Consider the following 23,498-nt stretch of genomic DNA (forward strand, 5'->3'; position numbering starts at 1 on the left):
CGCATCTTGAATACTGCAAAATAGTCTGAAAACAAGGCTATTTTCAGGGGTGCCGCACATTTTTTTCTGGCGATTATTCTGGCGTCGCAACCTGGGCAATCGACGCTCGGCGCAATCGTCAACGCATGGCAATGCTTATCGTTTTTTTCCAGCCGTCCGGACGAACCAGCGGATCGCGGCCATAATGTCCGGGCGCCCGCCCCATTTTCCTGACAGGCGATCGCGTCGGCCCACGCTTAAACAGCCCATGACACCCATGAACAAATCCGCCTTCGAACCTGACACCGCTCCCTTGGAGATCCTGCCTCGCGACCTGTCCGCCTACCGCGAGGGCAACACCGGCATACCGTACGTCCATCGCTTCGATTCCGGCAAGCCCGGCCCGCATGTGCTGATCAACGCCATCACCCATGGCAACGAGATCTGCGGCATGGTGGCCGCCACGCATTTGCTGGACACCGGCGTGCGTCCGAAGATCGGCACGCTGACGGTCAGCTTTGCGCATGTGGAAGCCTACGAGGCCTTCGACATCGACAGGCCGTACGACAATCGCCAGCTCGTCCACAACCTGAACCGCATCTGGTCCGCAGCCATGCTCGACGGCCCAGAAGACAGCCCGGAATTGCGCCGCGCCCGCGAAATGCGCCCCGTGCTGGACGCCGCCGACTTCGTGCTGGATATCCACTCCACCCGCGCGCCCGTGCAGCCATTCTGGGTCTACAACGAAATGGATCGCAACACCGCCCTGGCCGCCGCAGTGGGCGCGCCACAGGTGCATCTGGTCATGCCGCAGGACAAGTTTCCCGGCACCGGCGTCATGGGCTATGGCCACCACGGCGACCCCATGTCGGACAGCGGCGGCGCGCTCGTCGTGGAATGCGGGCAGCATTTCGCCCGCTCCGCAGCCGAACTGGCGACCGACGTGACGATGCGGTTCCTGGCACACCTGGGTCTCATCGATACGCCGGCCGACGCCGCGCCGCCGCCCATCCCGCAGCGCTATCGCCTGCTGGAGGTCCACATGGTGAAGTCTGAAGACTTCGCCTTCACGCGCCCCGTCATCGGCTTCGAAACGTTCGACAAGGGCGAACTGATCGCCATGAACGGCGCCGAGGAAATCCGCTCGCCGTGCGACCAGTGCACGATCTTCATGCCCACGCGCATGCCCATCGTCGGCCGCGAGGCCGTGTATTTGACGCAAGCGATCTGACGCATTCCCAGGGACGCGGCGCGGTGGCGCTCCATCAAGGAGCGCGACCGCAGCCGCGTCCCGAAGCGGACCTCCATCGGCGCCGCGCCGGTGCGTCCGCCACGGCGTTCAACGATCCGGAATCAAACGCTTTCCCATGCTGATCACCGCATCCTGCTCAAAGCCCAGGCTGTCGTAGAAACGTTTGACCGCCACATTCTCCGAGCGGATCAGCAGATTGATCTTCGGACACCCCATCGCCAACAACTTGCGCTCCACCGCGCGCATCAGCGCCGTGGCGTAATTGCGCCGCCGATGCGCGGGCGACACCGCCAGATAGTTGATCCACCCACGATGACCGTCATAGCCGCCCATCAGCGTTGCGACGATGACGCCATCCACCGTGCCGACCAGGAACAGATCGGACTGGACCGAAAGCTTGCGCGCAACGTCCTTGCGAGGATCGTTCCACGGCCGCGTCAATCCGCAGGCGTGCCACAACGCAATGATCGCCGTCTCGTCGGACGGATGGAAAGGCCGGATGGCGAGGTCTTGAAGGGTCATGCTTGATTCCTTTCTCTGGAAAAGCGAAGACCTTGCGATACGCCTCGGGCGGGGGTCGACCCTGCAAACAAAAGGCCACGAGGATATCGTGGCCTTCTGGGAAGAGCGCCGCAAGAACGGCGCCCGAACGCGACTGACCACTCAACGTAGACGTCGAGTGATTCGTCGAAAATCTGCGCGGCATGCGGCAGCGGCTGGCGATGCGTTCATGCGTCAGAGCATACACGAGACGCCAGCCGGCACGCTACGTCGCGTGTGGCGGCGGTGTGCCCGTCAATGACCGGCCGGCGCGGGCAGCGTGCCTTCCATCACCACCACCGCCTGCCCCGCCACCTTGGCCCATACACCGTCGTCCCGCGGCTGCGCCTCGGCCAGCAACAGGCTGGCGCGCCCCATGTCCACGCCCTGCCCCACACGCAAGCGCAAGTCGCCCTTGCCCGCGATCAATGCCCGCAGCGCCGTGACCGCAGCCGTCGCACTGCCCGTGGCGGGATCCTCGGTCATCCGGCCGGTCAACATGCGCGCCTGGATATCGGTGGGCGCGTCCGTCGTGTCGCCGGCCGTATCGGTCGTGTACGCATAAATCGACTTGGCGCCGAGCTGCGGCATCAAGGCTGCATAGCCGCCAGAATCCGGCGCCGCCCGCCGCAAGGCCTCGCGGCTGGCAAGCTGCACGACGAGAAACGGCAAGCCGACCGATACCACCATGGGCGCGTGTTCGGACACCGCGATGTCGGCGGGCGCCAGCCGTAGCGCGCGCGCCACCGCATCCACCGGCGCCTCGCTGACGCGGGACAACGGCTGCGGCGCAAGCAGTTGCGCGCCCTGCAGACCGCGCTCGCCGTAAACCAGCGCAATACGCACCAGGCCGGCCTCCTCTTCGAACACGAACGCTTGCGGCGCTGGCCGCCCCGCCGCAATCTGCTCGCGCGCCAGCACCACGGCCGTGCCGACGTTCGGATGACCGGCAAACGGCACCTCGCGATCCGGCGTAAAGATGCGCACCCGCGCCGTATGGGCCGGATCGCGAGCGGGCATTACAAAACTGGTTTCCGAATAATTGAATTCACGTGCGATCCGCTGCATCTGGCTTGCATCGAGCCCCTGGGCATCGAGCACGACGGCCAGCGGGTTGCCAAGATAAGCATGGCCAGTGAACACATCGGCGGTGACATAGCGGTAGCGCATACAGGCGTCCTCCAGATCCGCCCGGTCCGGGCGGGGAGCGAAGATTGTGCGTGTCGCGGCATGCGCGCAACAGGCACAGTCGCGAGAAATTTCGCGCATAACAGCCTATGCGACGGCGTTGAAGTGCGAAGCGCCTCGCGCGCCACGGCGCACGCCGAAGCCGGCGAGCGCCCAGAAGTGACGCCGGCACTGGAGCATGTGGTGCGCCGTCACTATTGAAAACCGCAGGGGTCTGCGGAATACTTTGCGTCCCGAGCCTCCACTTTGGAGGAGATTGCGATGCAACGCGAAGACATTCAAAAGCTGGGCGCCCAAGCGGCCCGCGACGGACTGACCTGTTGGGACTGCCCGTACTATCGCGCGGCCGCCATGCCTGGCCACACAGGCGAATCGATCGCCGAATGGCATAACAAGGTTCAAGCGTGGGAAGCCGGATGGCGTGAGGCCTGCGGCGCCGGCAAGCCGTTGCCGGAGGGCCGGTGCCGCTACGAATCGCGCGCCTTGGCGCGCCTGTGCAATTGAACCACCGGCCGACTCATTCTTCCCGCAGAATGCCGCCCGTGGTCCGCGCGGTGCGCTCGCCAAGGCCGCCGTGCGCCATGGGACCTTTCGCTTGCACAGCGCATTGCATACCGCGGCATGCGTGCTCCCCGAAACACCCCGTCAGCGCGTGATCGCGGCCACCCGTCAGTCGCTTCCAGCGCCCTCTCCAGAATCCGTACAGACGCACGACCTTGACCCGCTCATTCGGCACGCGCCCTTCCAGCGCACCGTGGCGCACGTAATGATGATCCGGCGATATCGGCGAACGGGCGACGTCGGGGTACTCCCGCAAGTAGAAGCCGCCGTCCACCTGATGCGTGCCTTCCCGGATCCATCTCCACAGCAGTCCTATCATCCCGACCCCGTTACCAGCGGCGCGTTGTCGCGCAGAGGCTGCCAGCTTAGGCGGGGCAGTCATCGACCTCCATCAGAAACTTTCGAACTTGCGAAGGATGAGGCAAGCATCGGGCAGGCGTGAGGGCGCTGTAAGGCAGGCATGACGCGCCTGATGGAACGGATCGGACTGATCCGGACTGATCCATCCCGCTATTTCTTCGCGTAACTTTTCTGGACTTGGATGGCGATCGCGCTCATCTTTTGGCTTAGGACCTATCCCCCCAGGAGGCGCGAAATGGATGACCCAATCCACAGAGCCGGCCAGGAAGCCGCCAGATATGGCGTACCGCTTTCGGCTTGTCCCCTCATGAAGGCGATGAACATGCCGGACCACACCGGCGAACCCCTACCCACATGGCGCGCCAGGCTGGCCTCCTGGGAAGCCGGCTGGCGCGAAGAAACCGCCGCGCGGCTTGCTGAATTGCATCGACGCAGAGTGCTGCAGCAATCGGTGGATTAACGCGCTCGGCTGCATGGGTCATGCATGCGCGGTGCCAGAATGAGATTGGCACGGAAATGAGAAAGGCCCGGAAATGAGAAAGGCCGTTAGTGAGATCACTCACTAACGGCCTTGGAACTGCTGGTCGGGACGGCGGGATTCGAACTCGCGACCCCTTGCACCCCATGCAAGTGCGCTACCAGGCTGCGCTACGCCCCGAAAGAAAAAGAGTATAGCAGAACTAAAAAATGTTTGCACGCATTGGTGCAAAAAAAAGCTGAATACTCGAAATTTTTTTGCTTCGCCTCGCCGCATGCCGAGCCATTCCTGGCGAACCAGCGCGCGCGAGACGATAGGTACTAAAGATGGCAACGCGCGCCGCCATAAGGGCCAGCGCGCGTTGCGGATACTGCGATCAATCTTGGAATATCAAATGACGCGCTTGCGCTGCGCGCGCGTCACGCGGCGGGAGCCGCTTGCGTTGCGGTTGCGGCAGACGCCGGCGCGGCCGCCGGATTGCCCAGCGCCTCGGCGAGCATCGCGGACACGTTGGTGAGTTCGCTGCGCAGCGACTGGATCTCGGTGCCCGACAGGCGCACGGCGGCGTCCTGGTCGTGCGGCACGTCGCGCGCGTCGCCCAGGCGATTGCGCGCGCCGCTGATCGTGAAGCCTTGCTCGTAGAGCAAGGAGCGGATGCGGCGGATCAGCAGCACTTCGTGGTGCTGGTAATAGCGGCGGTTGCCGCGGCGCTTCACGGGCTTGAGCTGCGTGAATTCCTGTTCCCAGTACCGCAATACATGAGGCTTGACGCCACACAGGTCGCTGACTTCGCCGATGGTGAAGTAACGCTTGGCGGGAATGGGCGGTAAGGTAACGGTGGATTCAGTACGTGTCATAAGCGGATTTTATGCGCGCGCAACGTGGGGCGCCGATAACAATTACCGACAAAGCGTATCACTCCGCGGCGTCGGGCGCTGCGGGGACCGCCTGCTCAACCACGCTCTTGAGTTTCTGGCTGGCGTGGAACGTAACCACGCGCCGCGCGGCGATGGGAATGGTCTCTCCGGTCTTCGGATTGCGGCCTGGGCGCGGCGGTTTGTCGCGCACCTGGAAATTGCCAAAACCCGACAGCTTCACGGAATCTCCGCGCGCCAGGGCGTCGCGGATTTCCTCGAAGAACGTATCGACGATGTCCTTGGCCTCGCGCTTGTTCAGGCCGACCCGCTCGAAGAGCAGTTCGGCCAGCTCGGCCTTGGTGAGGGTGCGTTGCTCGGCAAGCATACTGGTCCCCTTGGTTCAGGCACGCTGGCGCGCGCCGTGCGCAGCGACCAAGGCATCCTTGATGCGCGCCAGGCAATCCGCCACGCGGGCTTCGTCCAATGTGACTTCAGTGTCCTGTAGCCAGAAACGGAAAGCAAGGCTTTTCTCGGCGACGGGCTCGCTGCCCTGGGCCTTGTCGCGCCACACGTCGAACACGCGCGCATCCTGCACGACCGCCAGTTGCGCATCGCCCTTGACGGCTGCGGCAACGGTGTCCAGCATGGATTGGACCGTCACGTGTTCGTCCACCCACAACGCCAGATCGCGCACCACCACGGGCTGGCGCGAGAGTTCGCGCACCTGCGGCAGTTCGCCTTCCGACAGCGCCTCCACGTCCAGCTCGAAGACCACCGGCGCATGCGCCAGGTCGGCCTGCTGCGCCCAGCGCGGATGGAGTTCGCCGATCCAGCCGACTTCCTTGCCGTCCAGCATGACGCGCGCGCCACGACCGGGGTGCAGCGCCGGATGCGAAGCCGCTTCGAAACGCAGGCGACGGCCACGGGCGCCGAACAGCGACTCCACGTCCATCTTCACGTCAAAGAAGTCCACCTGGCGCGTGGGCACGCCCCACTGCTCTTCAGCCGCCGGGCCCCAGGCCGCGCCTGCGAGCTTCATGGGCTGGCGCACGCCCGCCACTTCCAGCGGACCATCCTGGGCCGACGCGTCGCGCATGAACACGCGGCCCAGCTCGAACAGGCGCACGCGCGATTGCTTGCGGTTGGCGTTGTGGCGGATATTGGCCACCAGCCCGCCGATCAGGCTGGAACGCATGACCGACAGATGGCTGGCGATGGGGTTGACCAGGCGCACCGGATTGTCGTTGCCGGCGTAGTCGCGTTCCCAATCCGCTTCCACGAAGCTGTAGTTGACGACTTCCTGGTAGTCCTGCGCGGCAGTCAGGCGACGCAGCGCATGCGCGCCGCGGCGCACCTCGGGTTGCGAGAACATCTTGGCGCGCGCCATGGGCGGCACGTCGGGGATGCTTTCGAAGCCGTAGATGCGCGCCACTTCTTCGATCAGGTCTTCCTCGATTTCCAGATCGAAGCGGTACGACGGCGGGTTGACGATGAAATCGTCTCCCTCGACCGCGTACTCCAGGCCCAGGCTGCCGAAGATCGTGGCGACCTGTTCGCGCGTGACCGGCACGCCCAGAACGCGATGGCAGCGCGCCAGGCGCATGCGCACCGGCGGACGCTGGGGCAGATTGACGATCTGATCGTCGATGGGCCCCACCTGTCCGCCGCAAATGTCGACGATGAGGCGGGTGATGAATTCCAGATGCTCGGGAATGCTGGCGTAGTCCACGCCGCGCTCGAAGCGGTGGCTGGCTTCCGAGCTGAACTTGAAGCGGCGCGCGCGGCCGGCAATGGCTTGCGGCCACCAGAACGCGGCTTCGAGATAGATGTTCTGCGTGTCCAGCGTCACGGAGGTGGCTTCGCCGCCCATGATGCCGGCCAGGCTTTCGACCTGCTCGCCAGCAACGACCACGCCGACCTTCGGGTCCAGCGTGACGGTCTGGCCGTTGAGCAGTTCGAGCGTTTCGCCTTCGCGCGCCCAGCGCACGCTGATGTCGCCGCCGATCTTGTCCAGATCGAAGACGTGCGACGGGCGGCCCAGTTCGAGCATCACATAGTTGGAGATGTCCACCAGCGCCGACAGCGAGCGTTGGCCGGCGCGCTCCAGGCGCGTCTTCATCCACCCGGGCGTCGCGGCGCGGGCGTTGACGCCGCGGATGACGCGGCCGCCAAAGCGGCCGCAGAGGTCAGGGGCCTCGATCTTGACGGGCAGGCGCTCATCCAGGGTGACGGGCACGGCGGCTGCGGTGGGAACCGACAGCGGCACGCCGGTCAACGCGGCCACTTCGCGCGCCACGCCCAGGATCGACAGGCAGTCGGCGCGATTGGGCGTGAGCTTGAGCGTGAAGAGCGTGTCGTCCAGGTCCAGGGCTTCCCGGATGGACTGGCCCGGAACCATGTCCGCCGGCAATTCCAGCAGGCCTGCATGGTCCTGCGACAGGCCCAGCTCGCGGGCCGAGCACAGCATGCCGGACGACTGGACGCCGCGCATCTTGGCAACGCCGATCTTCATGCCGCCGGGCAGTTCCGCGCCCACGCGGGCGAGCGGCACCTTAAGGCCGGCCGCGGCGTTCGGCGCGCCGCACACGATCTGCAGACGCTCGCCCGAGCCGTCGTCCACCTGGCAGACGCGCAGCTTGTCGGCGTCAGGGTGTGGGGCGATTTCGACGATGTGCGCCACGACCACGCCCGTGAACGCCGGTGCGGCGGGCGCGGTCTCTTCGACTTCCAGGCCGGCCATGGTGAGCCGGTGCGCGAGTTCATCGGTTGCGATCGGAGGATTGACCAGCGTACGCAGCCAGGATTCGGGAAATTGCATGATCAGCCGTCTGTTATTCGTTGAACTGGCGCAGGAAGCGCAAATCGCCTTCGTAGAACTGGCGCAGATCGTTGACGCCGTAGCGCAACATCGTCAGGCGCTCGAGTCCGGAACCGAAGGCAAAGCCGATGTAGCGCTCGGGATCCAGCCCGAAGTTGCGCACGACCTGCGGATGCACCTGACCGGATCCGGAGATTTCCAGCCAGCGGCCGCGATTGGGACCCGAGGTGAACATCATGTCGATCTCGGCGGATGGCTCCGTGAACGGGAAGAACGACGGCCGGAAACGCACGACCAGGTCGTCGCTTTCAAAGAAGCAACGCAGGAAATCGGTGTACACGCCCTTCAGGTCGGCAAACGAGATGTCCTCGGCGATCCAGAGCCCTTCCACCTGGTGGAACATGGGCGAGTGCGTGGCGTCGCTGTCGACGCGATAGGTGCGCCCGGGCGCGATGACCTTGATGGGCGGCTTGTTCATGCGGGCGTAGCGCACCTGCATGGGGCTGGTGTGCGTGCGCAGCAACAGCGGCAGGCCGTCCGCGTCGTTCATGTCGACGTAGAACGTGTCCTGCATGGAACGCGCCGGATGATCCAGCGGGTTGTTCAATGCGGTGAAATTGGTCCAGTCGTTTTCCACTTCGGGGCCGTCGGCCACGTCGAAGCCGATGGAGCGGAAGATCTCTTCCACGCGCTCCCAGGTCCGGATCACCGGATGGATGCCGCCCGGCGCGCGACCACGGCCCGGCAGGGTGACGTCAATGGTTTCGGATGCCAGACGGGCATCCAGCTCCGCCTGCGCCAGCGCGGCGCGGCGCGAGTTCAGAAGCTCTTCGATCTTCTGCTTGGCCTGGTTGATCCGAGCGCCCGCCTCTCGCTTCTGCTCGGGATCGAGCTTGCCCAGCCCCTTGAGCAGCACCGTCAGGGCGCCTTCCTTGCCCAGGAAACGAGCTTTTGCGTTCTCGAGCGCGGCGGCATCCGTTGCCGCGGCGAACCGTTCTTGCGCCTGGTCTACCAGGTCGTCAACCAATCGAGTCATGAAATCCAGCCTTCAAAACGCAAACGGGGCCATTACAGCCCCGTTTGCAGCGATGCGCGATGAGTTAAAGCGCGCGATCAGGCAGCCAAGGCAGCCTTGGCTTGCTGCACGATGGCGGCAAAGCCGGCCTTGTCGCGCACGGCCAGATCGGCCAGGACCTTGCGGTCGAGTTCGATCGAAGCCTTCTTCAGGCCAGCGATGAACACGCTGTAGCTCACGCCATGCTCACGGACGGCGGCGTTGATACGCGTGATCCAGAGAGCGCGGAACGTGCGCTTCTTGTTGCGGCGGTCGCGGTAGGCGTATTGGCCAGCGCGCATGACCGCTTGCTTGGCAATGCGGAACACATTACCGCGGCGGCCACGGTAACCCTTGGCGGCGGCAATGACTTTCTTGTGACGTGCGCGGGCGGTAACGCCGCGTTTGACGCGAGGCATAGTAGATCTCCCTTAGATCAAGCGAAAGGCATCATGGCCTTGACGGAGGCCACGTTGGTTTCATGAACCGCCGCCGAACCGCGCAGTTGGCGCTTGTTCTTGGTGGTCTTCTTGGTCAGGATGTGACGCTTGAACGCCTGACCACGCTTGATGGAGCCGCTGCCGCGCACCTTAAAGCGCTTCGAGGCGCTTTTCTTGGTTTTCATCTTGGGCATGATGATTCCCTAAACTAAAACACGCATTGTTGATTTACATGACGCCAGGTGCTTGACGAGGAAGGTTCGAGCCTGAAGGCTTAACGCCTACGGGGCCCCTTTTCAGGGGTTACCTTAGGAGTTACCTTTTCAAGGGCTACTACCATTCCTGCGGCAAAACTTGTAGACCTGTTGCCACTTCTGGAGGTAACGCGCAAATTGCTGCGGCCAACTGCACCGCGTTCATTTACGCGTTTCTTCCCAGAGCCAGGCAAAAAAGGCGGCCCAGATCCGGGAAAGCCTTTGATTATATGGTGATTTCCTGCGCTTTGTCGAGTCGGGAGCACACCGCGAACCCGGGCGACGCCCGGCCCGCAGCGATCATACGCCGGGACGCCGGTATTGCACCGCCTGGGCGACGTGGCTGGCCGCCAGTATGTCGTGGCCATCCAGATCGGCGATCGTGCGGGCGACCCGAAGTGCCCGGTGCAGCGCCCGGCCGGACCCCGCAAGGCGGCGCATGGCCTCCTGCAGCAGCGACTGCGCATCGGGGGCCAGGAGGCAGAACTCGTCCAGCTCGGCCCCCGCGAGGTCTGCGTTGGCCTTGCCTTGGCGGGCGTACTGGCGCTCGCGGCAACGCATTACGCGCTCCCGGACGGCGGCGGAAGGCTCGCCAGGCGGTGCGGCCATCCAGACCGGATCGGAGGGCGGCAAAACCACGTGCAGGTCGATGCGGTCCAGCAGCGGACCGGAGATCTTGCCCGCGTACCGCGCCACCTGATCCGGCGTGCACGAGCATGTGCGCACCGGATGACCGCGCCAGCCGCACGGGCAGGGATTCATGGCGGCGACGAGCTGGAACCGGGCCGGAAATTGCGCCGCGTACAGGGCCCGTGCAATGACCACCCTGCCCGCCTCCAGCGGTTCGCGCAGCGCCTCCAGTGAACGGCGACTGAACTCGGGCAGTTCATCCAGGAAGAGCACGCCGTGGTGGGCCAGGCTGATTTCGCCGGGGCGCGGCCGGCTGCCCCCGCCAACCAGCGCCGCGACCGACGTGGAATGATGCGGCGCCCTGAACGGCGGCTGCCCGCTGAGCGTGTCCGGCAATCCGGCCATCGCCGCCACGGCGGCGGCTTCCAGCGCCTGGCTGCGGTCAAGCGGGGGCAGCAGGCCCGGCAGGCGAGCGGCCAACATGCTCTTGCCCGCCCCCGGCGGCCCCAGCATGAGGAGGCTGTGGCCGCCCGCCGCCGCGACCTCCAGCGCCCGCCGGGCACCGGGCTGCCCGCGGACGTCCGACAGGCAAGGCACTGGCGCGGGGGTCGGCCAGGGATTTGGAGCGGCATTGGGCAGCAGGCAGGCCCCCGCCGCATGCGCCGCCACGTCCGCCAGGCAGCGGGCCGACAGCACCCGCAATCCGGGCACCCAGGCCGCCTGCTCGGCGCTGCCGGCAGGCAGGATCAGCGTGGCGTCCGGCGCGTCCCGCGCCACGCTCAACGCGATGACCAGCGGCGCGGCGACCGGCACGAGCGCCCCGGTCAGGGAGAGCTCGCCGGCAAGCACCAGGTGCGCCAGCGCGGGATCGGGCGCGGCAGGTTGCGCGCCGTCGCTGGGGGGAGCGGCCAGTTGCCCGGAGGCAAGCAGCAGCCCCAGCGCGATGGGCAGGTCGAAGCGGCCGGACTCCTTAGGCATGTCCGCCGGCGACAGGCTGACCGTGATGCGCCCGGCGGGAAACTCGAAGCCGCTGCTGAGGATGGCCGCCCTCACGCGCTCGCGGCTTTCGCGGACCTCGGTGTCGGCCAGGCCGACTACATTGAATCCCGGCAACCCGGGCCCCAGGTGCGTCTCGACGCGGACCGCGTGGGCGTGCATGCCGCAAAGGGCTCTGCTGGCGAGTACGGCAAGCGTCATGGCGGTCTCCTGTGGGTGCGGGGCCGCCAAGTATCTGCAAAAACACAAACGGCCGCGCAGGCGGCCGTGACAAAACCATCTCGCTCGGAACCGCCTGCGGGCGGGCAGCGAGAAGCCTTGCTGACTTGTTTACTTGTCCAGGCCCGCGCCCGGCCCCTTGTCCAGACCAGACAGGCGCTGTTCCATCTGCTGGACCTGCGCCGCCAGTTGATCAACTCGTGCGCGTGTGCGGGCAAGCAGGTCGGCCTGGACGTCGAACTCTTCGCGGGTGACCAGGTCCAGCTTGGAAAATGCCTGCGTCATCATGGCGCGAACGTTGCGCTCCACGTCCGCCGCCGGACTGCGGGCGATCAGGTCGGAGATGTTCTTCTGAAGGTCTTCCATCCACTGGGTGCGATTGTTCATACGGGGCCTCTCTGAGTTCTCGATGCCTCAAGTGTAGTGCGTCGGATGACGGGTTTCAGGTGCGCCGATTTGTGTTCGCCCAAAAAAAGGGGCGGGCCGCATGCGGTGACCGCCCTTCAAAGCACAGGAGAAAACCGGGCTGCCTGACGGCAACCCCCTACCAACACCGCTAGCCGCGCCGCCGATCGCTCCGGCCGCGCCGTGCATCGTCCCTATGTCCGATGCGCATCCTGATTTGGATTCTTCTCGAGCCCCGCGCAGGCAACAAGCCGGCCCGTGTAAACCCTCGTATCACGATCGCTCCCCAATTTAGGCTCCGCCGTCCGGAAACCAGCAGGACGGCCGCGCGCACGCCTGGCCCGAAAGCCCCGGCCCGCAACGCTCAGCGCCCGGCCACGCACCATCGGCCGGTGCACGGGTTGGGGCGCGGGCTGGCCAGCGCGCAGACGGGGCGTGCATTAAATCGCTACAAATCAGCCTTGCCGAACACATCCGGTTGCATGACCCCATTCGCCCGGCCGCGCACCAAACTGAGGCCACCATGCCGTGCATTACGCACCATTATGGTGCTATTGCGCACAATTTCCGCGCCTTCGCGGGCCTTGCAGCCTCGCCCGGACATGGCACGGATATTGCTTTACCCAGGTAGCGTGCAACCATGAGAGGAAATGCCATGAAACTCATCATCGCCATCATCAAGCCCTTCAAGCTCGACGAAGTGCGGGTGGCTCTGTCCGGAATCGGGGTCCAAGGCCTGACCGTCACCGAGGTCAAGGGCTTCGGCCGCCAGAAAGGCCACACCGAACTCTATCGCGGCGCCGAATACGCCGTCGACTTCCTGCCCAAGCTGCGAGTCGAGGCCGCCGTGCCCGATCACCTGGTCGATCAGGTCATCGAGGCAATCGAACAAGCCGCCCGCACCGGCAAGATCGGCGACGGCAAGATCTTCGCCGCCCCCCTTGAACAAGTGATCCGTATCAGAACTGGCGAAGCCGGCGAAGCTGCGCTGTAAATAAATAAAGACTCAATGGAGCCTGAAAATGGATAAAGCAGATATCTCCTGGTTGCTCGTCTCTACCCTGCTTGTATTGATGATGGCCGTACCCGGTCTGGCGATGTTCTATGGCGGCCTGGTACGCAGCAAGAACGTGTTGTCCGTACTGCTGCAAGTGTTGTGCACGTTCGTGCTGGGCCTGGTCCTCTGGTTCATCTATGGATATTCCCTCGCGTTCACGGAAGGCAATGCCTTCTTCGGCGGCCTGTCGCGCGCCTTCTTCTCGGGCATGTTCAACCCGGCCGACGGCACGTATGCCATGTCGAATAGCCTGACCGAGCTGCTGTTCGCCTCGTTCCAGGCCACGTTCGCCGGCATCACGTGCGCGCTGGTCGTCGGCAGCTTCGCCGAACGCGCCCGCTTTTCGGCGGTGCTGGTGTTCACGGTGATCTGGTTCACGTTTGCCTACGTTCCCATTGCGCACATGGTGTGGTTCGCCTCCGAAACCGCGCCGGGCCTGCTGAACGCCCAGGGCGCGCTGGACTTCGCAGGCGGCACGGTGGTGCACATCAACGCCGGCGTGGCCGGCCTGGTGGGCGCCTACGTGGTCGGCAAGCGCGTGGGGTATGGCCGCGAAGCCATGCAGCCGCACAACCTGCCGATGACCTTCGTGGGCGCTGCCCTGCTGTGGGTGGGCTGGTTCGGCTTCAACGCCGGCTCCGCGCTGGCCGCCAATGAAAACTCCACCCTGGCCTTCTTCAATACGATGATCGCCACCGCGGGCGCCGTCCTGGCCTGGCTGTTCACGGAATGGGCCATCAAGGGCAAGCCCTCGATGCTGGGTGCCGCTTCCGGCGCCATCGCCGGCCTGGTCGGCATCACTCCCGCCGCTGGCCTGGTCGGCCCGGTGGGCGCCTTGATCATCGGCGTGATTGCCGGCGTGGTCTGCGTCTGGGGCGTGAACGGCCTGAAGCGCCTGCTGCGTGCCGACGATGCGCTGGACGTGTTCGGCATCCACGGCGTGGGCGGCATTGTCGGCGCCCTGCTGACCGGCGTGTTCAATGCCCAGGTCTTCGGCGGCCCCGGCCTGGCCGAACCCGGCATGATCGCCCACCAGGTGTGGGTCCAGCTCGAAGGCGTGCTGCTGACCATCGTCTGGTCCGGCGTGGTGGCATGGATTGCGTACAAGATCGCCAACGCCCTGTGCGGCCTGCGCGTGCCGGAAGACCAGGAACGCGAAGGCCTGGACGTCACCAGCCACGGCGAATCCGCCTACCACAGCTAATCGCTGCAACACCCCGCTGCGCCTCGCAGCGGGGTAGGTATCAAGAAAAGAGCCCTTCATCACGAAGGGCTCTTTTTTATTTGCTACGCCGCAAAAAATCAGACTGGACCGAGGGCATCCAGGTCGACGGGCAGCGCCCGATTCAGCGCCGCCGCCACCTTGATGCGCAGCGCGTTGGAATGCGCACGGCGGATTTCGCGTTTGACGTCCAGGAGCTGCTGGGGGTGCATCGAGAACTCGGTCAGGCCCAGTCCCAGCAGCAGCCGCGTCATGCGCGAGTCGCCCGCCATTTCGCCGCAGACGGCGACCGGCTTGCCCGCACGTTCGCCGGCGTTGATGGTGTTGGCCACCAGGCGCAGGACCGCTGGGTGCAGCGGGTCGTACAGCGCCGCCACATCGTGGTCGCCCCGGTCGATGGCGAGCGTGTATTGAATCAGGTCGTTGGTGCCGATGGACAGGAAGTCCAGCGCCTGGGCGAAGGGTTCGATCGCAATGGCGATCGCGGGAACCTCGACCATGGCGCCCACTTCCATGTGCGGCGCATAGGCCTGGCCCCGGGCATCGAGCTCGCGCCGGGCAGCCTCGATCGCGGCCTTGGTGGCCACGACCTCATGCATATGGGAGATCATCGGGATCAGCAGCCGCACCGGCCCATGGGCCGAGGCGCGCAGGATCGCCCGCAACTGGGTCGCGAACATTTCCGGACGCGCGAGGCAATAGCGGATGGCGCGCTGGCCCAGCGCGGGGTTGGTGGCGACGGTGGCCTCGCCGTCCAGGGTCTTGTCCGAACCGATGTCCAGCGTGCGGATCGTGACGGGCCGGCCGGCCATGACCTTCACGACAGAGGCATAGGCCTCGTACTGTTCTTCTTCGCCGGGCAGGTCTGGCCGCCCCATGAAGAGGAATTCGCTGCGAAAGAGCCCGATGCCATGCGCGCCGGACGCCAGCGCAATTGCGGCTTCGTCCGGCAGCTCGATGTTGGCATGCAGGACGATGTCGATCCCGTCCAGGGTGATGGAGGGCTCGTCGCGCAAGAGGCTGAGCTCCGCGCGCTCGTCCGCGTAGACGGCTTGCCGGCGGCGGTATTCTTCGAGGATGCGGTCCGATGGATTGACCACCACCGCGCCGACCGAACCGTCGATGATCAGCATGTCGCCGTCGCGGACCAGTTCGCGCACATTGCCCATTGCGACCACCGCGGGCACGCCCATGCTGCGCGCGACGATCGCCGTGTGCGAGGTCGGGCCGCCCAGGTCGGTGACGAAGGCGGCGAACCGGCCGCCGCGCAGACGCAGCATGTCCGCGGGAGAGATATCGTGGGCCACCACGACCAAGGCGTCGTCGCCGCCCATGTGGGACATGTCGGGCAGGATGGCCGACGTGCCCGCCAGGACGTGCAGCACACGTTCGATCACCTGGCGCACGTCCGCCCCGCGCTCGCGCAGGTATTCGTCCTCCATGGCGTCGAACTGCTGCCCCAGGATCTGGCCCTGCGTCGTCAACGCCCATTCGGCGTTGTAGTGGCGCTCGGCGATCAGGGCAAGCGTCTGTTCGGCCAACAGGGGATCGCCCAGCAACAGGCTGTGGACATTGAGCATCGCACCCAGTTCGCGCGGCGCGTCGGCCGGCAGCGTGTCGGCCAGTTGCAGCAGTTCCTGCTGCGCCGATGCCAGGGCTTGGGTCAGGCGGCTGCTTTCGGCGGGCACGTCTTCCGGCGCGATGCGGTAGTGCGCGACTTCCAGCGCGGCGGCGCCCATGACGACGGCGCGGCCGATGGCGTATCCCTTGGCGACGCCTTTTCCGTACAGACACACAACGGGGCTGGCAGAGCCAGCCCCGTTGCGAGCGTCGGAGGGGGACGCGGACGAACCGGCCGAAGCGGGGCCCCGGCCGGTTGCTTCAGAAGGCATTCTATTCCTGCTCACCGAATTTGCTGTCGAACAAGGTTTCGATTTCGGAAAGGGCCTGCTCGGCATCGCTGCCGGAAGCCTCCAGCTTGACCGTCACGCCGAGCCCGGCTGCGAGCATCATGACGCCCATGATGCTTTTGGCGTTCACACGCTGCGCCCCCCGGGAGATGAAGATTTCGCTGGAGAACTTGCTTGCAAGCTGCGTCAGCTTGGCGGCGGCCCGAGCGTGCAATCCCAGTTTGTTGCTGATGACAATGTCAGTATTAGGCATAGGAAAGAGGATGACCGCGGGCTACGCCGCGGTGTTGATCGCAGCCAATCGTCGAACCGATCTTCGGCTAGAAATAATAGCCGACATAATAGGGCAATTTTCCGCCCGTCAGTCTACACGCAAGACGCCCTGCACCCCGCCGGCGAGCGCCTTTTCGCGCGTCTCGGCCAGCGGCAGGTTGCGGTAAGTCAACGCACGCAGCAGCATCGGCGTGTTGAGCCCCGCCAGCACACAGCACTGGATGCCCTGGGCCTGGGCATCGGCGACGGCGCGCTTGGAAATATTGGCGGGCGTGGCGCCGATCAGGTCGGTCAGCACCAGCACGCCGCCCCCATGGTCCTGTTCGAGGATGTCTTTCAGGACATCCGGCGCCAGGTCGTCCGGCAGGTCTTCCGGCTGGATGTCATGGATTGCGAGCATGCCGTCCAGATTGCCCATGACGTGGCTCGCGCACTCGCGCATGGCGGCGCCCAGGGGCGCATGCACGACGATCACAATACCCGTTGTCATGTTGGTTCCGGGGAATCAGGCTGCGGCGGCGCCGGGCGCGGCGGCACCGGCCACCGCCTTTTCCAGCGCCTGCACGAACATGCCGGCGACGTCGAAGCCGGTCTGTTCGGCGATTTCCACGAAACAGGTGGGACTGGTGACGTTGACTTCGGTGACGTAGTCGCCGATGACGTCCAGGCCGACCAGCAGCAGGCCACGGGCCGCCAGCTTGGGCGCCACGGCCTCGGCGATCTCGCGGTCGCGCGGGGACAGCTCTTGCGCCACGCCACGGCCGCCGGCAGCCAGATTGCCGCGCGTCTCGCCCGCCAGAGGGATGCGGGCAAGCGAATACGGCACAGGTTCGCCGCCGATCAGCAGGATGCGCTTGTCGCCCTTGACGATGTCGGGAATGTAGCGCTGCGCCATGATGGTGCGCGCGCCGTTGTCGGTCAGCGTTTCCAGGATGGCGTTCAGGTTGGGATCCTTGGGCTGCAGGCGGAACACGCCGGTGCCGCCCATGCCGTCCAGCGGCTTGACGATGACGTCCTGGTGCTTGTCGTGAAAGGCTTTCAGGCGGGCCATGTTGCGCGTCACCAGCGTGGGCGCGGCGAACTCGCTGATCTCGGTGATGGCCAGCTTTTCGGGGTGGTTGCGGATGGCCGCACCACCGTTGAACACGCGCGCGCCCTGGGCTTCGGCGTATTCGAGCAGGTGCGTGGAATACACGTATTCCATGTCGAAAGGCGGGTCCTTGCGCATCACGACCGCGCCGAAATCAGCCAGCGGCAGATCCCGCGCGGCGGATTCGCGCCACCAGTCGTTGCCGTGCAGGTCGGCATCTCCGACCAGCTCGATCGGGGTGGTGGACGCCTTGACGATGCCCGCCTCGATATAGAGGTCGCCCTGCATGGCCACGCTGAGCGTGTGACCGCGCGCCACGAGGGCCCGCATCATGGCGACAGAACTGTCCTTGTACGCTTTGAGCAGCGGCAAGGGATCCAAAACGAACAAAACGTGCATCGCGACACCCTGAACGGACGCCGCCTCCCCTCGCGGGAAGGCGGCTATGCTTTGTGACATCGTAGCCCAGAGCCGCCCAATAAGCGAACCCGCCGGTCACGAGACGGACACGGCGGGTTGCAGGAATGGAAGGCTGGGCCTTGCCTAAACGGGTACGGCCGGCGCTCAGGCCGCCGATTCAGGCTTGCCCGCAGGCACGGCCTTCTTCTTCGGCGCCAGCACCATGACCATCTGACGGCCTTCGAGCTTGGGCATGGCTTCGACCTGGGCAAGTTCCAGCAGATCGTCGCGCACACGTTCAAGCACTCGCATACCGAGTTCCTGGTGAGCCATTTCGCGGCCACGGAAACGCAGCGTCACCTTGGCCTTGTCGCCTTCCTCGAGGAAGCGGCGCAGGTTGCGCAGCTTGACCTGATAGTCACCCTCGTCGGTCGCCGGACGGAACTTCACTTCCTTGACCTGGATGACCTTCTGCTTGGAACGGGCTTCGGCTTGGCGCTTTTGCTCTTGGTACTTGAACTTGCCGTAGTCCATCAAACGGCAGACCGGGGGCTCGGCGTTCGGCGCGATTTCCACCAGATCCACGTCGCTTTGCTCGGAAAGGCGGAATGCCTCGGCAATCTTGACGATGCCCAGCTGTTCTCCGTCCAGACCTATCAGGCGCACCTCGGGGACGCGGATTTCACCGTTGATGCGATTGGCTTTTTCAGTGGCGATGTTGAAAGCTCCTAGAAATGTTAAGCAGCGCTGCTATCAGGTTGATTGACGTCGCGGCGGGTGGCCACGTCCTCGGCCAACCGCGCGACGAAGTCGTCGTAAGCGATGGCGCCAAGGTCCAGGCCGCCCAGTCCACGTACGGCGACAGTGCCGTTTTGTTTTTCCTTGTCGCCGACGACAAGAATGTACGGCACCTTTTGCAGGCTGTGCTCCCGAATTTTACGAGTGATTTTTTCACCGCGCAAATCGGACTCTACTCTAAAGCCTTGTTTTTTCAGGCTTTGCGTAATTTGGGCCGCGTAATCGGCCGAAGGTTCGGAAATGCAACACACCACGGCCTGCACCGGAGCCAGCCAGGGCGGCATGGCGCCGGCGTGGTTTTCGATCAACATGCCGATGAAACGCTCGAGCGAACCGAGGATCGCGCGGTGCAGCATGACCGGGGGACGGCGCTGGTCGTTCTGGTCCACGTACTCGGCGCCCAGGCGCACGGGCATGGAGAAATCCACCTGGATCGTACCGCATTGCCAGTGACGGCCGATGGCATCCTTGAGCGTGTATTCCACCTTGGGACCGTAGAACGCGCCCTCGCCCGGGGAAATTTCGAACTCGCAGCCAGTGCGGCGCAGGCTTTCCATCAGGGCGGATTCGGCCGTATCCCAGACCTCGTCCGAGCCGATGCGCTTTTCAGGGCGCGTGGCGACCTTGTACAGGACTTCGGTGAAGCCGAAGTCGCGGTAGACCTTTTGCAGCAGGGCCGTGAAATCGGCGCACTCGTCCTGGAGCTGGTCTTCGGTACAGAAGATGTGGCCGTCGTCCTGGGTAAAGCCGCGCACGCGCATCATGCCGTGCAGCGAGCCCGAGGGTTCGTTGCGATGGCACTGGCCGAATTCACCGTAGCGCAGGGGCAGCTCGCGGTAGGAATGCAGGCCGGCGTTGAAGATCTGCACGTGGCCCGGGCAGTTCATCGGCTTCAGGCCATAGACGCGGTTTTCGGACTCGGTCGTGAACATGTTTTCACGATAGTTGTCCCAGTGGCCGGTCTTTTTCCAGAGCGAAATGTCCAGGATCTGCGGCGCCTTGACTTCCTGGTAGCCGTTGTCGCGATACACGCTGCGCATGTACTGCTCGACCTGCTGCCACAGGGTCCAACCCTTGGGATGCCAGAAGATCAGGCCGGGCGCTTCGTCCTGGAAGTGGAACAGGTCGAGTTCGCGGCCGATCTTGCGGTGATCGCGGCGCTCGGCTTCTTCCAGCATGTGCAGGTAGGCCTCCTGCTCTTCCTTGGTCGCCCAGGCGGTGCCGTAGATGCGCTGGAGCATCTCGTTCTTGCTGTCGCCGCGCCAGTAGGCGCCGGCCACCTTCATCAGCTTGAAGACCTTGAGCTTGCCCGTGGACGGCACGTGCGGGCCGCGGCACAGGTCGATGAAGTCGCCTTCACGGTACAGGCTGAGCGTCTCGTTGGAGGGGATCGACGCGATGATCTCCGCCTTGTACTTTTCGCCGATGCTCTTGAAGAACTCGACGGCGTCGTCGCGCGACCATTCTTCGCGCGTGACGACTTCGTCCTTCTTGGCCAGTTCGGCCATCTTCTTTTCGATGGCGGCCAGGTCTTCGGGCGTAAAGGGGCGCTTGTACGAGAAATCGTAGTAGAAGCCGTTATCGATCACGGGGCCGATGGTGACCTGCGCATCCGGGAACAGTTCCTTGACCGCGTAGGCCAGCAGGTGCGCCGTGGAATGGCGGATCAGATCGAGGCCATCGGCGTCCTTGGCGGTCACGATGGCCAGGCGGGCGTCGCCCTCGATGCGGAAACTGGTGTCGACGAGGCGGGATTCGGCGCCGTCAACCGTCACGCGGCCGCCCAAGGCCGCCTTCGCCAGGCCCGTACCGATCGATTGCGCCACTTCGGCGACCGTTACCGGCCCCGGAAATTGGCGCTGCGAACCATCGGGCAATGTGATCTGTACCATCGGGAGTGCTTCCTGGGGTTCTTGGAACTGAAAAATCGAAAAACAGAAACGAAAAACGCGGCTTCAAAGCCGCGTTCATTTGATTGTCTTGATGAGTCCTACCGCTGACCTGACACGGTGAAACCCGACGCACGAAAAAACTAACGCGACATAGGGCGAAAGTTCCGGGTCGTAGTTCGTGCGGGCGGGAAAAACATGTCTTTTGGGACCGGTTGGTAGGCGCCGCCGGGCGGCGCGCAGCACATACAGCAAAACAAATGCAGCCTTGAAAGCTGCATGGATCGTTGCCGATTGTAGCACCGTTTGCGGCTCGTTCGTGGCGAAAACGCGACGGCGGACAGCCAGGGGACTGCATCGTCTGGCAGCGGGCTTTATAACGCCACGTTTGCCGTTTTTCGACCCTCTCTGGATCTTGCTGGTATATGTGTCCCGAATTTCCGCCAGACCGATGGTGCATCGGTCTGATTTTGCCCCCTCTCTCGTCCGAACCGCCCATCGAGAACGTAATCTGCCCACGAAATTCTAGGGCCCGCTGGGACCCGCGCCGCCCTCCCGCCCCCCTGCGCACGGGCTTGCCGGCGACCCATTTTCCGAGCGTGGAGCAACGATGAATCCGGTTTCAGAGTCAGCAAGCCAGGCGCCCCGCCCCTCGCCCCACGAACGCCCGGACACGCCGGCAAACGGCCCCGGCACGCGTCGCCATCTGCTGCTGTCGCGGCCGCCCCCGCTCATACGCGTGGCCATCCTGGACGACCATCCCGTGGTGGCGCTGGGTGTCGGCGCCTTTCTGGAAAGCCGCCCGGGCTTTCAGGTCCTGCATCGCGAGACCTCATCGCGCGCGCTGCTGGAAAAGCTGGCAGAGGCCCCCTGCGACGTGGCGCTGATCGACTTTTACCTGCCCCTGGAACCTTGGGACGGCGTCAACTACCTGCGCCGGGTGCGGCGCTACCACCCCAACATGGCGATCATCACGTTCTCGGCGGGCAACCGGCTTGAGACCGAGTACGCCGCCTATCGAGCGGGCGCCAATGGCTACCTGGCCAAGCAGTCAGGCATGATCCTGTTGCCGGACATGATCCGCGGCGTCGTGGGCGCCAAGGCCCCGTTCCTGTCGGTTCAGGACGGCAAGATCCGCAGTTCGCCTCCGCCTGCGCCGCACGCGCTGCTGACGACGTCCGAAGTGGAGATCCTGCGCCACATCCGGCAGGGGCTGTCGGTCACGCAGATCGCCGAACGGCTGGTCCGCAGCAAGAAGACCGTCAGCACCCACAAGCGCCGGGCCATGCGCAAGCTGCAGCTCTCGGACGACCTGTCGCTGGCGCTTTATCTGCGCGACAAGTTCGCCGAGTGAGCGGAGCGGCGCCTTGGCGGACCTGAAATCAGATGATGCGCGAGTAGGTGGCGCCCGTGGCGGCGGTGCGCAGGTAGCCGTCGAACGCCATGGCCACCGCGCGCACGAAGTACCAGCCCAGGCCGGTCACCCGCAATTCGCCCAGATGCAGGTTCACCAGGCCGAGTTCGGCCAGGCTGGCCATCTGCGACAGCTCTCGGCTGAAGTAGTCGCCGAATTTCAGTCCATGGCGCGCCTCGACCCGGGCGTAGTCCACGCGCCCCTGGCACATGATGTCCATGATGACGTCGCGGCGGACCAGGTCGTCGGGACTGAGCGCCAGACCGCGTTCGACCGCGAACCTGCCGCCTTCGATGGCCGCGTAATAGTCGTCGAGCACCTTGGCGTTCTGGCTGTAGGTGTTGCCGATGCGTCCGATGGCCGACACGCCAAGCGCGACGAGATCACGGTCGGGCTGCGTGCTGTAGCCCTGGAAGTTGCGGTGCAGCTCGCCGCGTTGCTTGGCGATCGCCAGCGCGTCGGTATTCAGCGCGAAATGGTCCATCCCGATGTAGGTATAGCCCTGCGCCAGAAAACCCTGGATGGCCGAACTGAGCAGTCCCACGCGCGTGGCGCGGTCGGGAAGGTCTGCTTCATGAATGCGGCGCTGGGGCTTGAAGCGCTCGGGCAGGTGCGCGTAGGCGTAGAGCGCGATGCGGTCCGGGCGCAGCGCGATGACCTGCTCGATGGTCCGGGCGAAGGATTCTGTCGTCTGCAGCGGCAGGCCGTAGATCAGGTCCACGTTGACCGAGGCGTAGCCCAGCGCACGGGCGCTGCGCATCAACGCGGCCACGTCCTCGTACGACTGGACACGATGCACCGCCACCTGGACCCGCTTGTCAAAATCCTGCACCCCGAAGCTGAGCCGGTTGAAGCCCAGCATCTGCAGGTAAGCCAGGCGTTCGGGCGTTGCCGTGCGGGGATCGACTTCGATGGAGATCTCGGCGTCCGGCTCGAAGCGAAAGGCGCCGCGCAGGTCCGTCATCAGCCGGGCCAGTTCTTCGTCGGACAGGAACGTCGGCGTTCCTCCTCCGAAGTGCACTTGAGACACCGGCACTCCCGAGCCCAGTTCCTGCACGTGCAAGGCGATTTCCCGGGCCAACGCATCGAGGTAGCGCGCCGCCCGGTCGTGGTGGCGCGTCACCACCTTGTTACAGGCGCAGTAATAGCAGACGGATTCACAGAACGGGACGTGGACGTACAGCGACAGCGGCTCGTCCGGACTGATGGCGCGCCGCTGCTGCAGCGCGAGGCGATAGTCCTGGTCCCCGAAGCCTGCGTGATACCGGTCCGCCGTCGGGTACGAGGTGTACCGCGGGCCGTTCTTATCCAACCGGGCCAGCAGTTGCGGGGGAAAAAACGGCTCGGCGTTGGCGGGCGCCGGCGATTCCGAAGGTTGTGGGCGTAGGACGGCTTGCATAGCCTGGATTATTCGC

24 protein-coding genes and 1 tRNA gene are annotated in these 23,498 nt (G+C 64.8%); 6 read left to right on the top strand and 19 right to left on the bottom strand.

Features of this window, described 5'->3' with window-relative positions:
- Positions 1 to 256: 256 nt before the first annotated feature.
- Positions 257 to 1,210, top strand: coding sequence for a M14 family metallopeptidase (locus tag ACZ50Q_RS19045; protein WP_092582129.1), 954 nt, complete (start codon positions 257 to 259; stop codon positions 1,208 to 1,210).
- A 108-nt stretch (positions 1,211 to 1,318) separates the two neighbouring features.
- On the opposite strand, the gene ACZ50Q_RS19050 is transcribed toward ACZ50Q_RS19045, so the two are convergent.
- On the bottom strand, positions 1,319 to 1,753 hold the full coding sequence (locus ACZ50Q_RS19050) for a GNAT family acetyltransferase (RefSeq protein ID WP_464079286.1): 435 nt from the start codon (positions 1,751 to 1,753) through the stop codon (positions 1,319 to 1,321).
- A gap of 273 nt (positions 1,754 to 2,026) precedes the next feature.
- Positions 2,027 to 2,941, bottom strand: a complete 915-nt coding sequence (locus ACZ50Q_RS19055; RefSeq protein WP_464079287.1) for a PhzF family phenazine biosynthesis protein — start codon at positions 2,939 to 2,941, stop codon at positions 2,027 to 2,029.
- Positions 2,942 to 3,220: 279 nt separating this feature from the next.
- Here ACZ50Q_RS19055 and ACZ50Q_RS19060 point away from each other — a divergent pair, with 279 nt between their 5' ends.
- Positions 3,221 to 3,463, top strand: a complete 243-nt coding sequence (locus ACZ50Q_RS19060; protein WP_092582126.1) for a CrpP-related protein — start codon at positions 3,221 to 3,223, stop codon at positions 3,461 to 3,463.
- 13 nt (positions 3,464 to 3,476) lie between these two features.
- Here ACZ50Q_RS19060 and ACZ50Q_RS19065 read toward each other — a convergent pair whose 3' ends face one another.
- Entirely contained in the window at positions 3,477 to 3,839 is a 363-nt protein-coding gene (locus tag ACZ50Q_RS19065) for a hypothetical protein (RefSeq protein ID WP_464079288.1), read from the bottom strand.
- 276 nt (positions 3,840 to 4,115) lie between these two features.
- Between ACZ50Q_RS19065 and ACZ50Q_RS19070 the strand changes: the two genes are divergently transcribed.
- Entirely contained in the window at positions 4,116 to 4,340 is a 225-nt protein-coding gene (locus ACZ50Q_RS19070; RefSeq protein ID WP_076522156.1) for a CrpP-related protein, read from the top strand.
- A gap of 121 nt (positions 4,341 to 4,461) precedes the next feature.
- On the opposite strand, the gene ACZ50Q_RS19075 is transcribed toward ACZ50Q_RS19070, so the two are convergent.
- The 9 genes from ACZ50Q_RS19075 to ACZ50Q_RS19115 all read right to left on the bottom strand — a co-directional run bounded on the left by ACZ50Q_RS19075 (position 4,462) and on the right by ACZ50Q_RS19115 (position 12,013).
- A tRNA-Pro gene (locus tag ACZ50Q_RS19075) sits at positions 4,462 to 4,538 on the bottom strand.
- 239 nt (positions 4,539 to 4,777) lie between these two features.
- A complete protein-coding gene (locus tag ACZ50Q_RS19080) occupies positions 4,778 to 5,215 on the bottom strand; it encodes a MerR family transcriptional regulator (protein WP_092582124.1) in 438 nt (145 codons plus the stop codon).
- Positions 5,216 to 5,273: 58 nt separating this feature from the next.
- Positions 5,274 to 5,600 (bottom strand): integration host factor subunit alpha, encoded by a 327-nt coding sequence (locus ACZ50Q_RS19085; protein WP_008159916.1) that lies wholly within the window; start codon positions 5,598 to 5,600, stop codon positions 5,274 to 5,276.
- A 15-nt stretch (positions 5,601 to 5,615) separates the two neighbouring features.
- A complete protein-coding gene (gene pheT, locus ACZ50Q_RS19090) occupies positions 5,616 to 8,033 on the bottom strand; it encodes a phenylalanine--tRNA ligase subunit beta (protein ID WP_464079289.1) in 2,418 nt (805 codons plus the stop codon).
- Between the two features lie 13 nt (positions 8,034 to 8,046).
- A complete protein-coding gene (pheS, locus tag ACZ50Q_RS19095) occupies positions 8,047 to 9,069 on the bottom strand; it encodes a phenylalanine--tRNA ligase subunit alpha (protein ID WP_092582122.1) in 1,023 nt (340 codons plus the stop codon).
- A gap of 77 nt (positions 9,070 to 9,146) precedes the next feature.
- Positions 9,147 to 9,506 carry a 50S ribosomal protein L20 gene (rplT, locus tag ACZ50Q_RS19100; RefSeq protein WP_006218741.1) on the bottom strand — a complete coding sequence of 120 codons (360 nt, stop codon included), beginning with the start codon at positions 9,504 to 9,506 and terminating at the stop codon, positions 9,147 to 9,149.
- Between the two features lie 17 nt (positions 9,507 to 9,523).
- Positions 9,524 to 9,721, bottom strand: a complete 198-nt coding sequence (gene rpmI / locus ACZ50Q_RS19105) for a 50S ribosomal protein L35 (RefSeq protein ID WP_066659711.1) — start codon at positions 9,719 to 9,721, stop codon at positions 9,524 to 9,526.
- Between the two features lie 360 nt (positions 9,722 to 10,081).
- Entirely contained in the window at positions 10,082 to 11,608 is a 1,527-nt protein-coding gene (locus tag ACZ50Q_RS19110) for a YifB family Mg chelatase-like AAA ATPase (RefSeq protein ID WP_464079290.1), read from the bottom strand.
- A 129-nt stretch (positions 11,609 to 11,737) separates the two neighbouring features.
- On the bottom strand, positions 11,738 to 12,013 hold the full coding sequence (locus ACZ50Q_RS19115; protein WP_464079291.1) for an accessory factor UbiK family protein: 276 nt from the start codon (positions 12,011 to 12,013) through the stop codon (positions 11,738 to 11,740).
- A gap of 673 nt (positions 12,014 to 12,686) precedes the next feature.
- Between ACZ50Q_RS19115 and ACZ50Q_RS19120 the strand changes: the two genes are divergently transcribed.
- On the top strand, positions 12,687 to 13,025 hold the full coding sequence (locus ACZ50Q_RS19120; RefSeq protein WP_006218735.1) for a P-II family nitrogen regulator: 339 nt from the start codon (positions 12,687 to 12,689) through the stop codon (positions 13,023 to 13,025).
- A gap of 28 nt (positions 13,026 to 13,053) precedes the next feature.
- Positions 13,054 to 14,292 carry an ammonium transporter gene (amt, locus tag ACZ50Q_RS19125; RefSeq protein WP_076521649.1) on the top strand — a complete coding sequence of 413 codons (1,239 nt, stop codon included), beginning with the start codon at positions 13,054 to 13,056 and terminating at the stop codon, positions 14,290 to 14,292.
- A gap of 98 nt (positions 14,293 to 14,390) precedes the next feature.
- Here amt and ptsP read toward each other — a convergent pair whose 3' ends face one another.
- From ptsP to thrS, 6 genes are all read right to left on the bottom strand, one after another.
- A complete protein-coding gene (gene ptsP / locus ACZ50Q_RS19130; protein ID WP_464082016.1) occupies positions 14,391 to 16,049 on the bottom strand; it encodes a phosphoenolpyruvate--protein phosphotransferase in 1,659 nt (552 codons plus the stop codon).
- A 154-nt stretch (positions 16,050 to 16,203) separates the two neighbouring features.
- Positions 16,204 to 16,473, bottom strand: a complete 270-nt coding sequence (locus tag ACZ50Q_RS19135; protein WP_006387993.1) for an HPr family phosphocarrier protein — start codon at positions 16,471 to 16,473, stop codon at positions 16,204 to 16,206.
- 108 nt (positions 16,474 to 16,581) lie between these two features.
- Complete coding sequence (locus ACZ50Q_RS19140; protein ID WP_076521650.1) at positions 16,582 to 16,983, bottom strand: PTS sugar transporter subunit IIA; 402 nt, start codon at positions 16,981 to 16,983, stop codon at positions 16,582 to 16,584.
- 15 nt (positions 16,984 to 16,998) lie between these two features.
- Entirely contained in the window at positions 16,999 to 17,982 is a 984-nt protein-coding gene (gene gshB / locus ACZ50Q_RS19145; protein WP_092582119.1) for a glutathione synthase, read from the bottom strand.
- Positions 17,983 to 18,147: 165 nt separating this feature from the next.
- The gene (gene infC, locus ACZ50Q_RS19150; RefSeq protein WP_076521652.1) at positions 18,148 to 18,699 is read right to left on the bottom strand and encodes a translation initiation factor IF-3; all 552 of its coding nucleotides are present in this window, start codon (positions 18,697 to 18,699) and stop codon (positions 18,148 to 18,150) included.
- A 20-nt stretch (positions 18,700 to 18,719) separates the two neighbouring features.
- Positions 18,720 to 20,672 carry a threonine--tRNA ligase gene (gene thrS / locus ACZ50Q_RS19155; protein WP_076521653.1) on the bottom strand — a complete coding sequence of 651 codons (1,953 nt, stop codon included), beginning with the start codon at positions 20,670 to 20,672 and terminating at the stop codon, positions 18,720 to 18,722.
- Between the two features lie 607 nt (positions 20,673 to 21,279).
- Here thrS and ACZ50Q_RS19160 point away from each other — a divergent pair.
- Positions 21,280 to 22,023, top strand: coding sequence for a response regulator (locus ACZ50Q_RS19160; RefSeq protein WP_076521654.1), 744 nt, complete (start codon positions 21,280 to 21,282; stop codon positions 22,021 to 22,023).
- A gap of 28 nt (positions 22,024 to 22,051) precedes the next feature.
- Here the strand turns inward: ACZ50Q_RS19160 and hemN are convergent, their stop codons facing one another.
- Complete coding sequence (gene hemN / locus ACZ50Q_RS19165; protein WP_464079292.1) at positions 22,052 to 23,482, bottom strand: oxygen-independent coproporphyrinogen III oxidase; 1,431 nt, start codon at positions 23,480 to 23,482, stop codon at positions 22,052 to 22,054.
- Between the last annotated feature and the right edge of the window lie 16 nt (positions 23,483 to 23,498).

Source organism: Achromobacter sp. T5-5 (genome assembly GCF_055397965.1).

What these genes read in the sequence shown, in the direction of transcription:
- ACZ50Q_RS19080 (WP_092582124.1), bottom strand. Translation starts at nt 5,215, where the DNA reads ATGACACGTACTGAATCCACCGTTACCTTACCGCCCATTCCCGCCAAG.
- ACZ50Q_RS19045 (WP_092582129.1), top strand. Translation starts at nt 257, where the DNA reads ATGAACAAATCCGCCTTCGAACCTGACACCGCTCCCTTGGAGATCCTG.
- ACZ50Q_RS19050 (WP_464079286.1), bottom strand. Translation starts at nt 1,753, where the DNA reads ATGACCCTTCAAGACCTCGCCATCCGGCCTTTCCATCCGTCCGACGAG.
- ACZ50Q_RS19120 (WP_006218735.1), top strand. Translation starts at nt 12,687, where the DNA reads ATGAAACTCATCATCGCCATCATCAAGCCCTTCAAGCTCGACGAAGTG.
- ACZ50Q_RS19085 (WP_008159916.1), bottom strand. Translation starts at nt 5,600, where the DNA reads ATGCTTGCCGAGCAACGCACCCTCACCAAGGCCGAGCTGGCCGAACTG.
- amt (WP_076521649.1), top strand. Translation starts at nt 13,054, where the DNA reads ATGGATAAAGCAGATATCTCCTGGTTGCTCGTCTCTACCCTGCTTGTA.
- ACZ50Q_RS19065 (WP_464079288.1), bottom strand. Translation starts at nt 3,839, where the DNA reads ATGATAGGACTGCTGTGGAGATGGATCCGGGAAGGCACGCATCAGGTG.
- hemN (WP_464079292.1), bottom strand. Translation starts at nt 23,482, where the DNA reads ATGCAAGCCGTCCTACGCCCACAACCTTCGGAATCGCCGGCGCCCGCC.
- ACZ50Q_RS19140 (WP_076521650.1), bottom strand. Translation starts at nt 16,983, where the DNA reads ATGACAACGGGTATTGTGATCGTCGTGCATGCGCCCCTGGGCGCCGCC.
- gshB (WP_092582119.1), bottom strand. Translation starts at nt 17,982, where the DNA reads ATGCACGTTTTGTTCGTTTTGGATCCCTTGCCGCTGCTCAAAGCGTAC.
- ptsP (WP_464082016.1), bottom strand. Translation starts at nt 16,049, where the DNA reads ATGGGCGCCGCCGCGCTGGAAGTCGCGCACTACCGCATCGCGCCGGAA.
- ACZ50Q_RS19070 (WP_076522156.1), top strand. Translation starts at nt 4,116, where the DNA reads ATGGATGACCCAATCCACAGAGCCGGCCAGGAAGCCGCCAGATATGGC.
- ACZ50Q_RS19135 (WP_006387993.1), bottom strand. Translation starts at nt 16,473, where the DNA reads ATGCCTAATACTGACATTGTCATCAGCAACAAACTGGGATTGCACGCT.
- pheS (WP_092582122.1), bottom strand. Translation starts at nt 9,069, where the DNA reads ATGACTCGATTGGTTGACGACCTGGTAGACCAGGCGCAAGAACGGTTC.
- ACZ50Q_RS19060 (WP_092582126.1), top strand. Translation starts at nt 3,221, where the DNA reads ATGCAACGCGAAGACATTCAAAAGCTGGGCGCCCAAGCGGCCCGCGAC.
- rplT (WP_006218741.1), bottom strand. Translation starts at nt 9,506, where the DNA reads ATGCCTCGCGTCAAACGCGGCGTTACCGCCCGCGCACGTCACAAGAAA.
- ACZ50Q_RS19055 (WP_464079287.1), bottom strand. Translation starts at nt 2,941, where the DNA reads ATGCGCTACCGCTATGTCACCGCCGATGTGTTCACTGGCCATGCTTAT.
- ACZ50Q_RS19160 (WP_076521654.1), top strand. Translation starts at nt 21,280, where the DNA reads ATGAATCCGGTTTCAGAGTCAGCAAGCCAGGCGCCCCGCCCCTCGCCC.
- ACZ50Q_RS19115 (WP_464079291.1), bottom strand. Translation starts at nt 12,013, where the DNA reads ATGAACAATCGCACCCAGTGGATGGAAGACCTTCAGAAGAACATCTCC.
- pheT (WP_464079289.1), bottom strand. Translation starts at nt 8,033, where the DNA reads ATGCAATTTCCCGAATCCTGGCTGCGTACGCTGGTCAATCCTCCGATC.
- thrS (WP_076521653.1), bottom strand. Translation starts at nt 20,672, where the DNA reads ATGGTACAGATCACATTGCCCGATGGTTCGCAGCGCCAATTTCCGGGG.
- ACZ50Q_RS19110 (WP_464079290.1), bottom strand. Translation starts at nt 11,608, where the DNA reads ATGACGCTTGCCGTACTCGCCAGCAGAGCCCTTTGCGGCATGCACGCC.
- rpmI (WP_066659711.1), bottom strand. Translation starts at nt 9,721, where the DNA reads ATGCCCAAGATGAAAACCAAGAAAAGCGCCTCGAAGCGCTTTAAGGTG.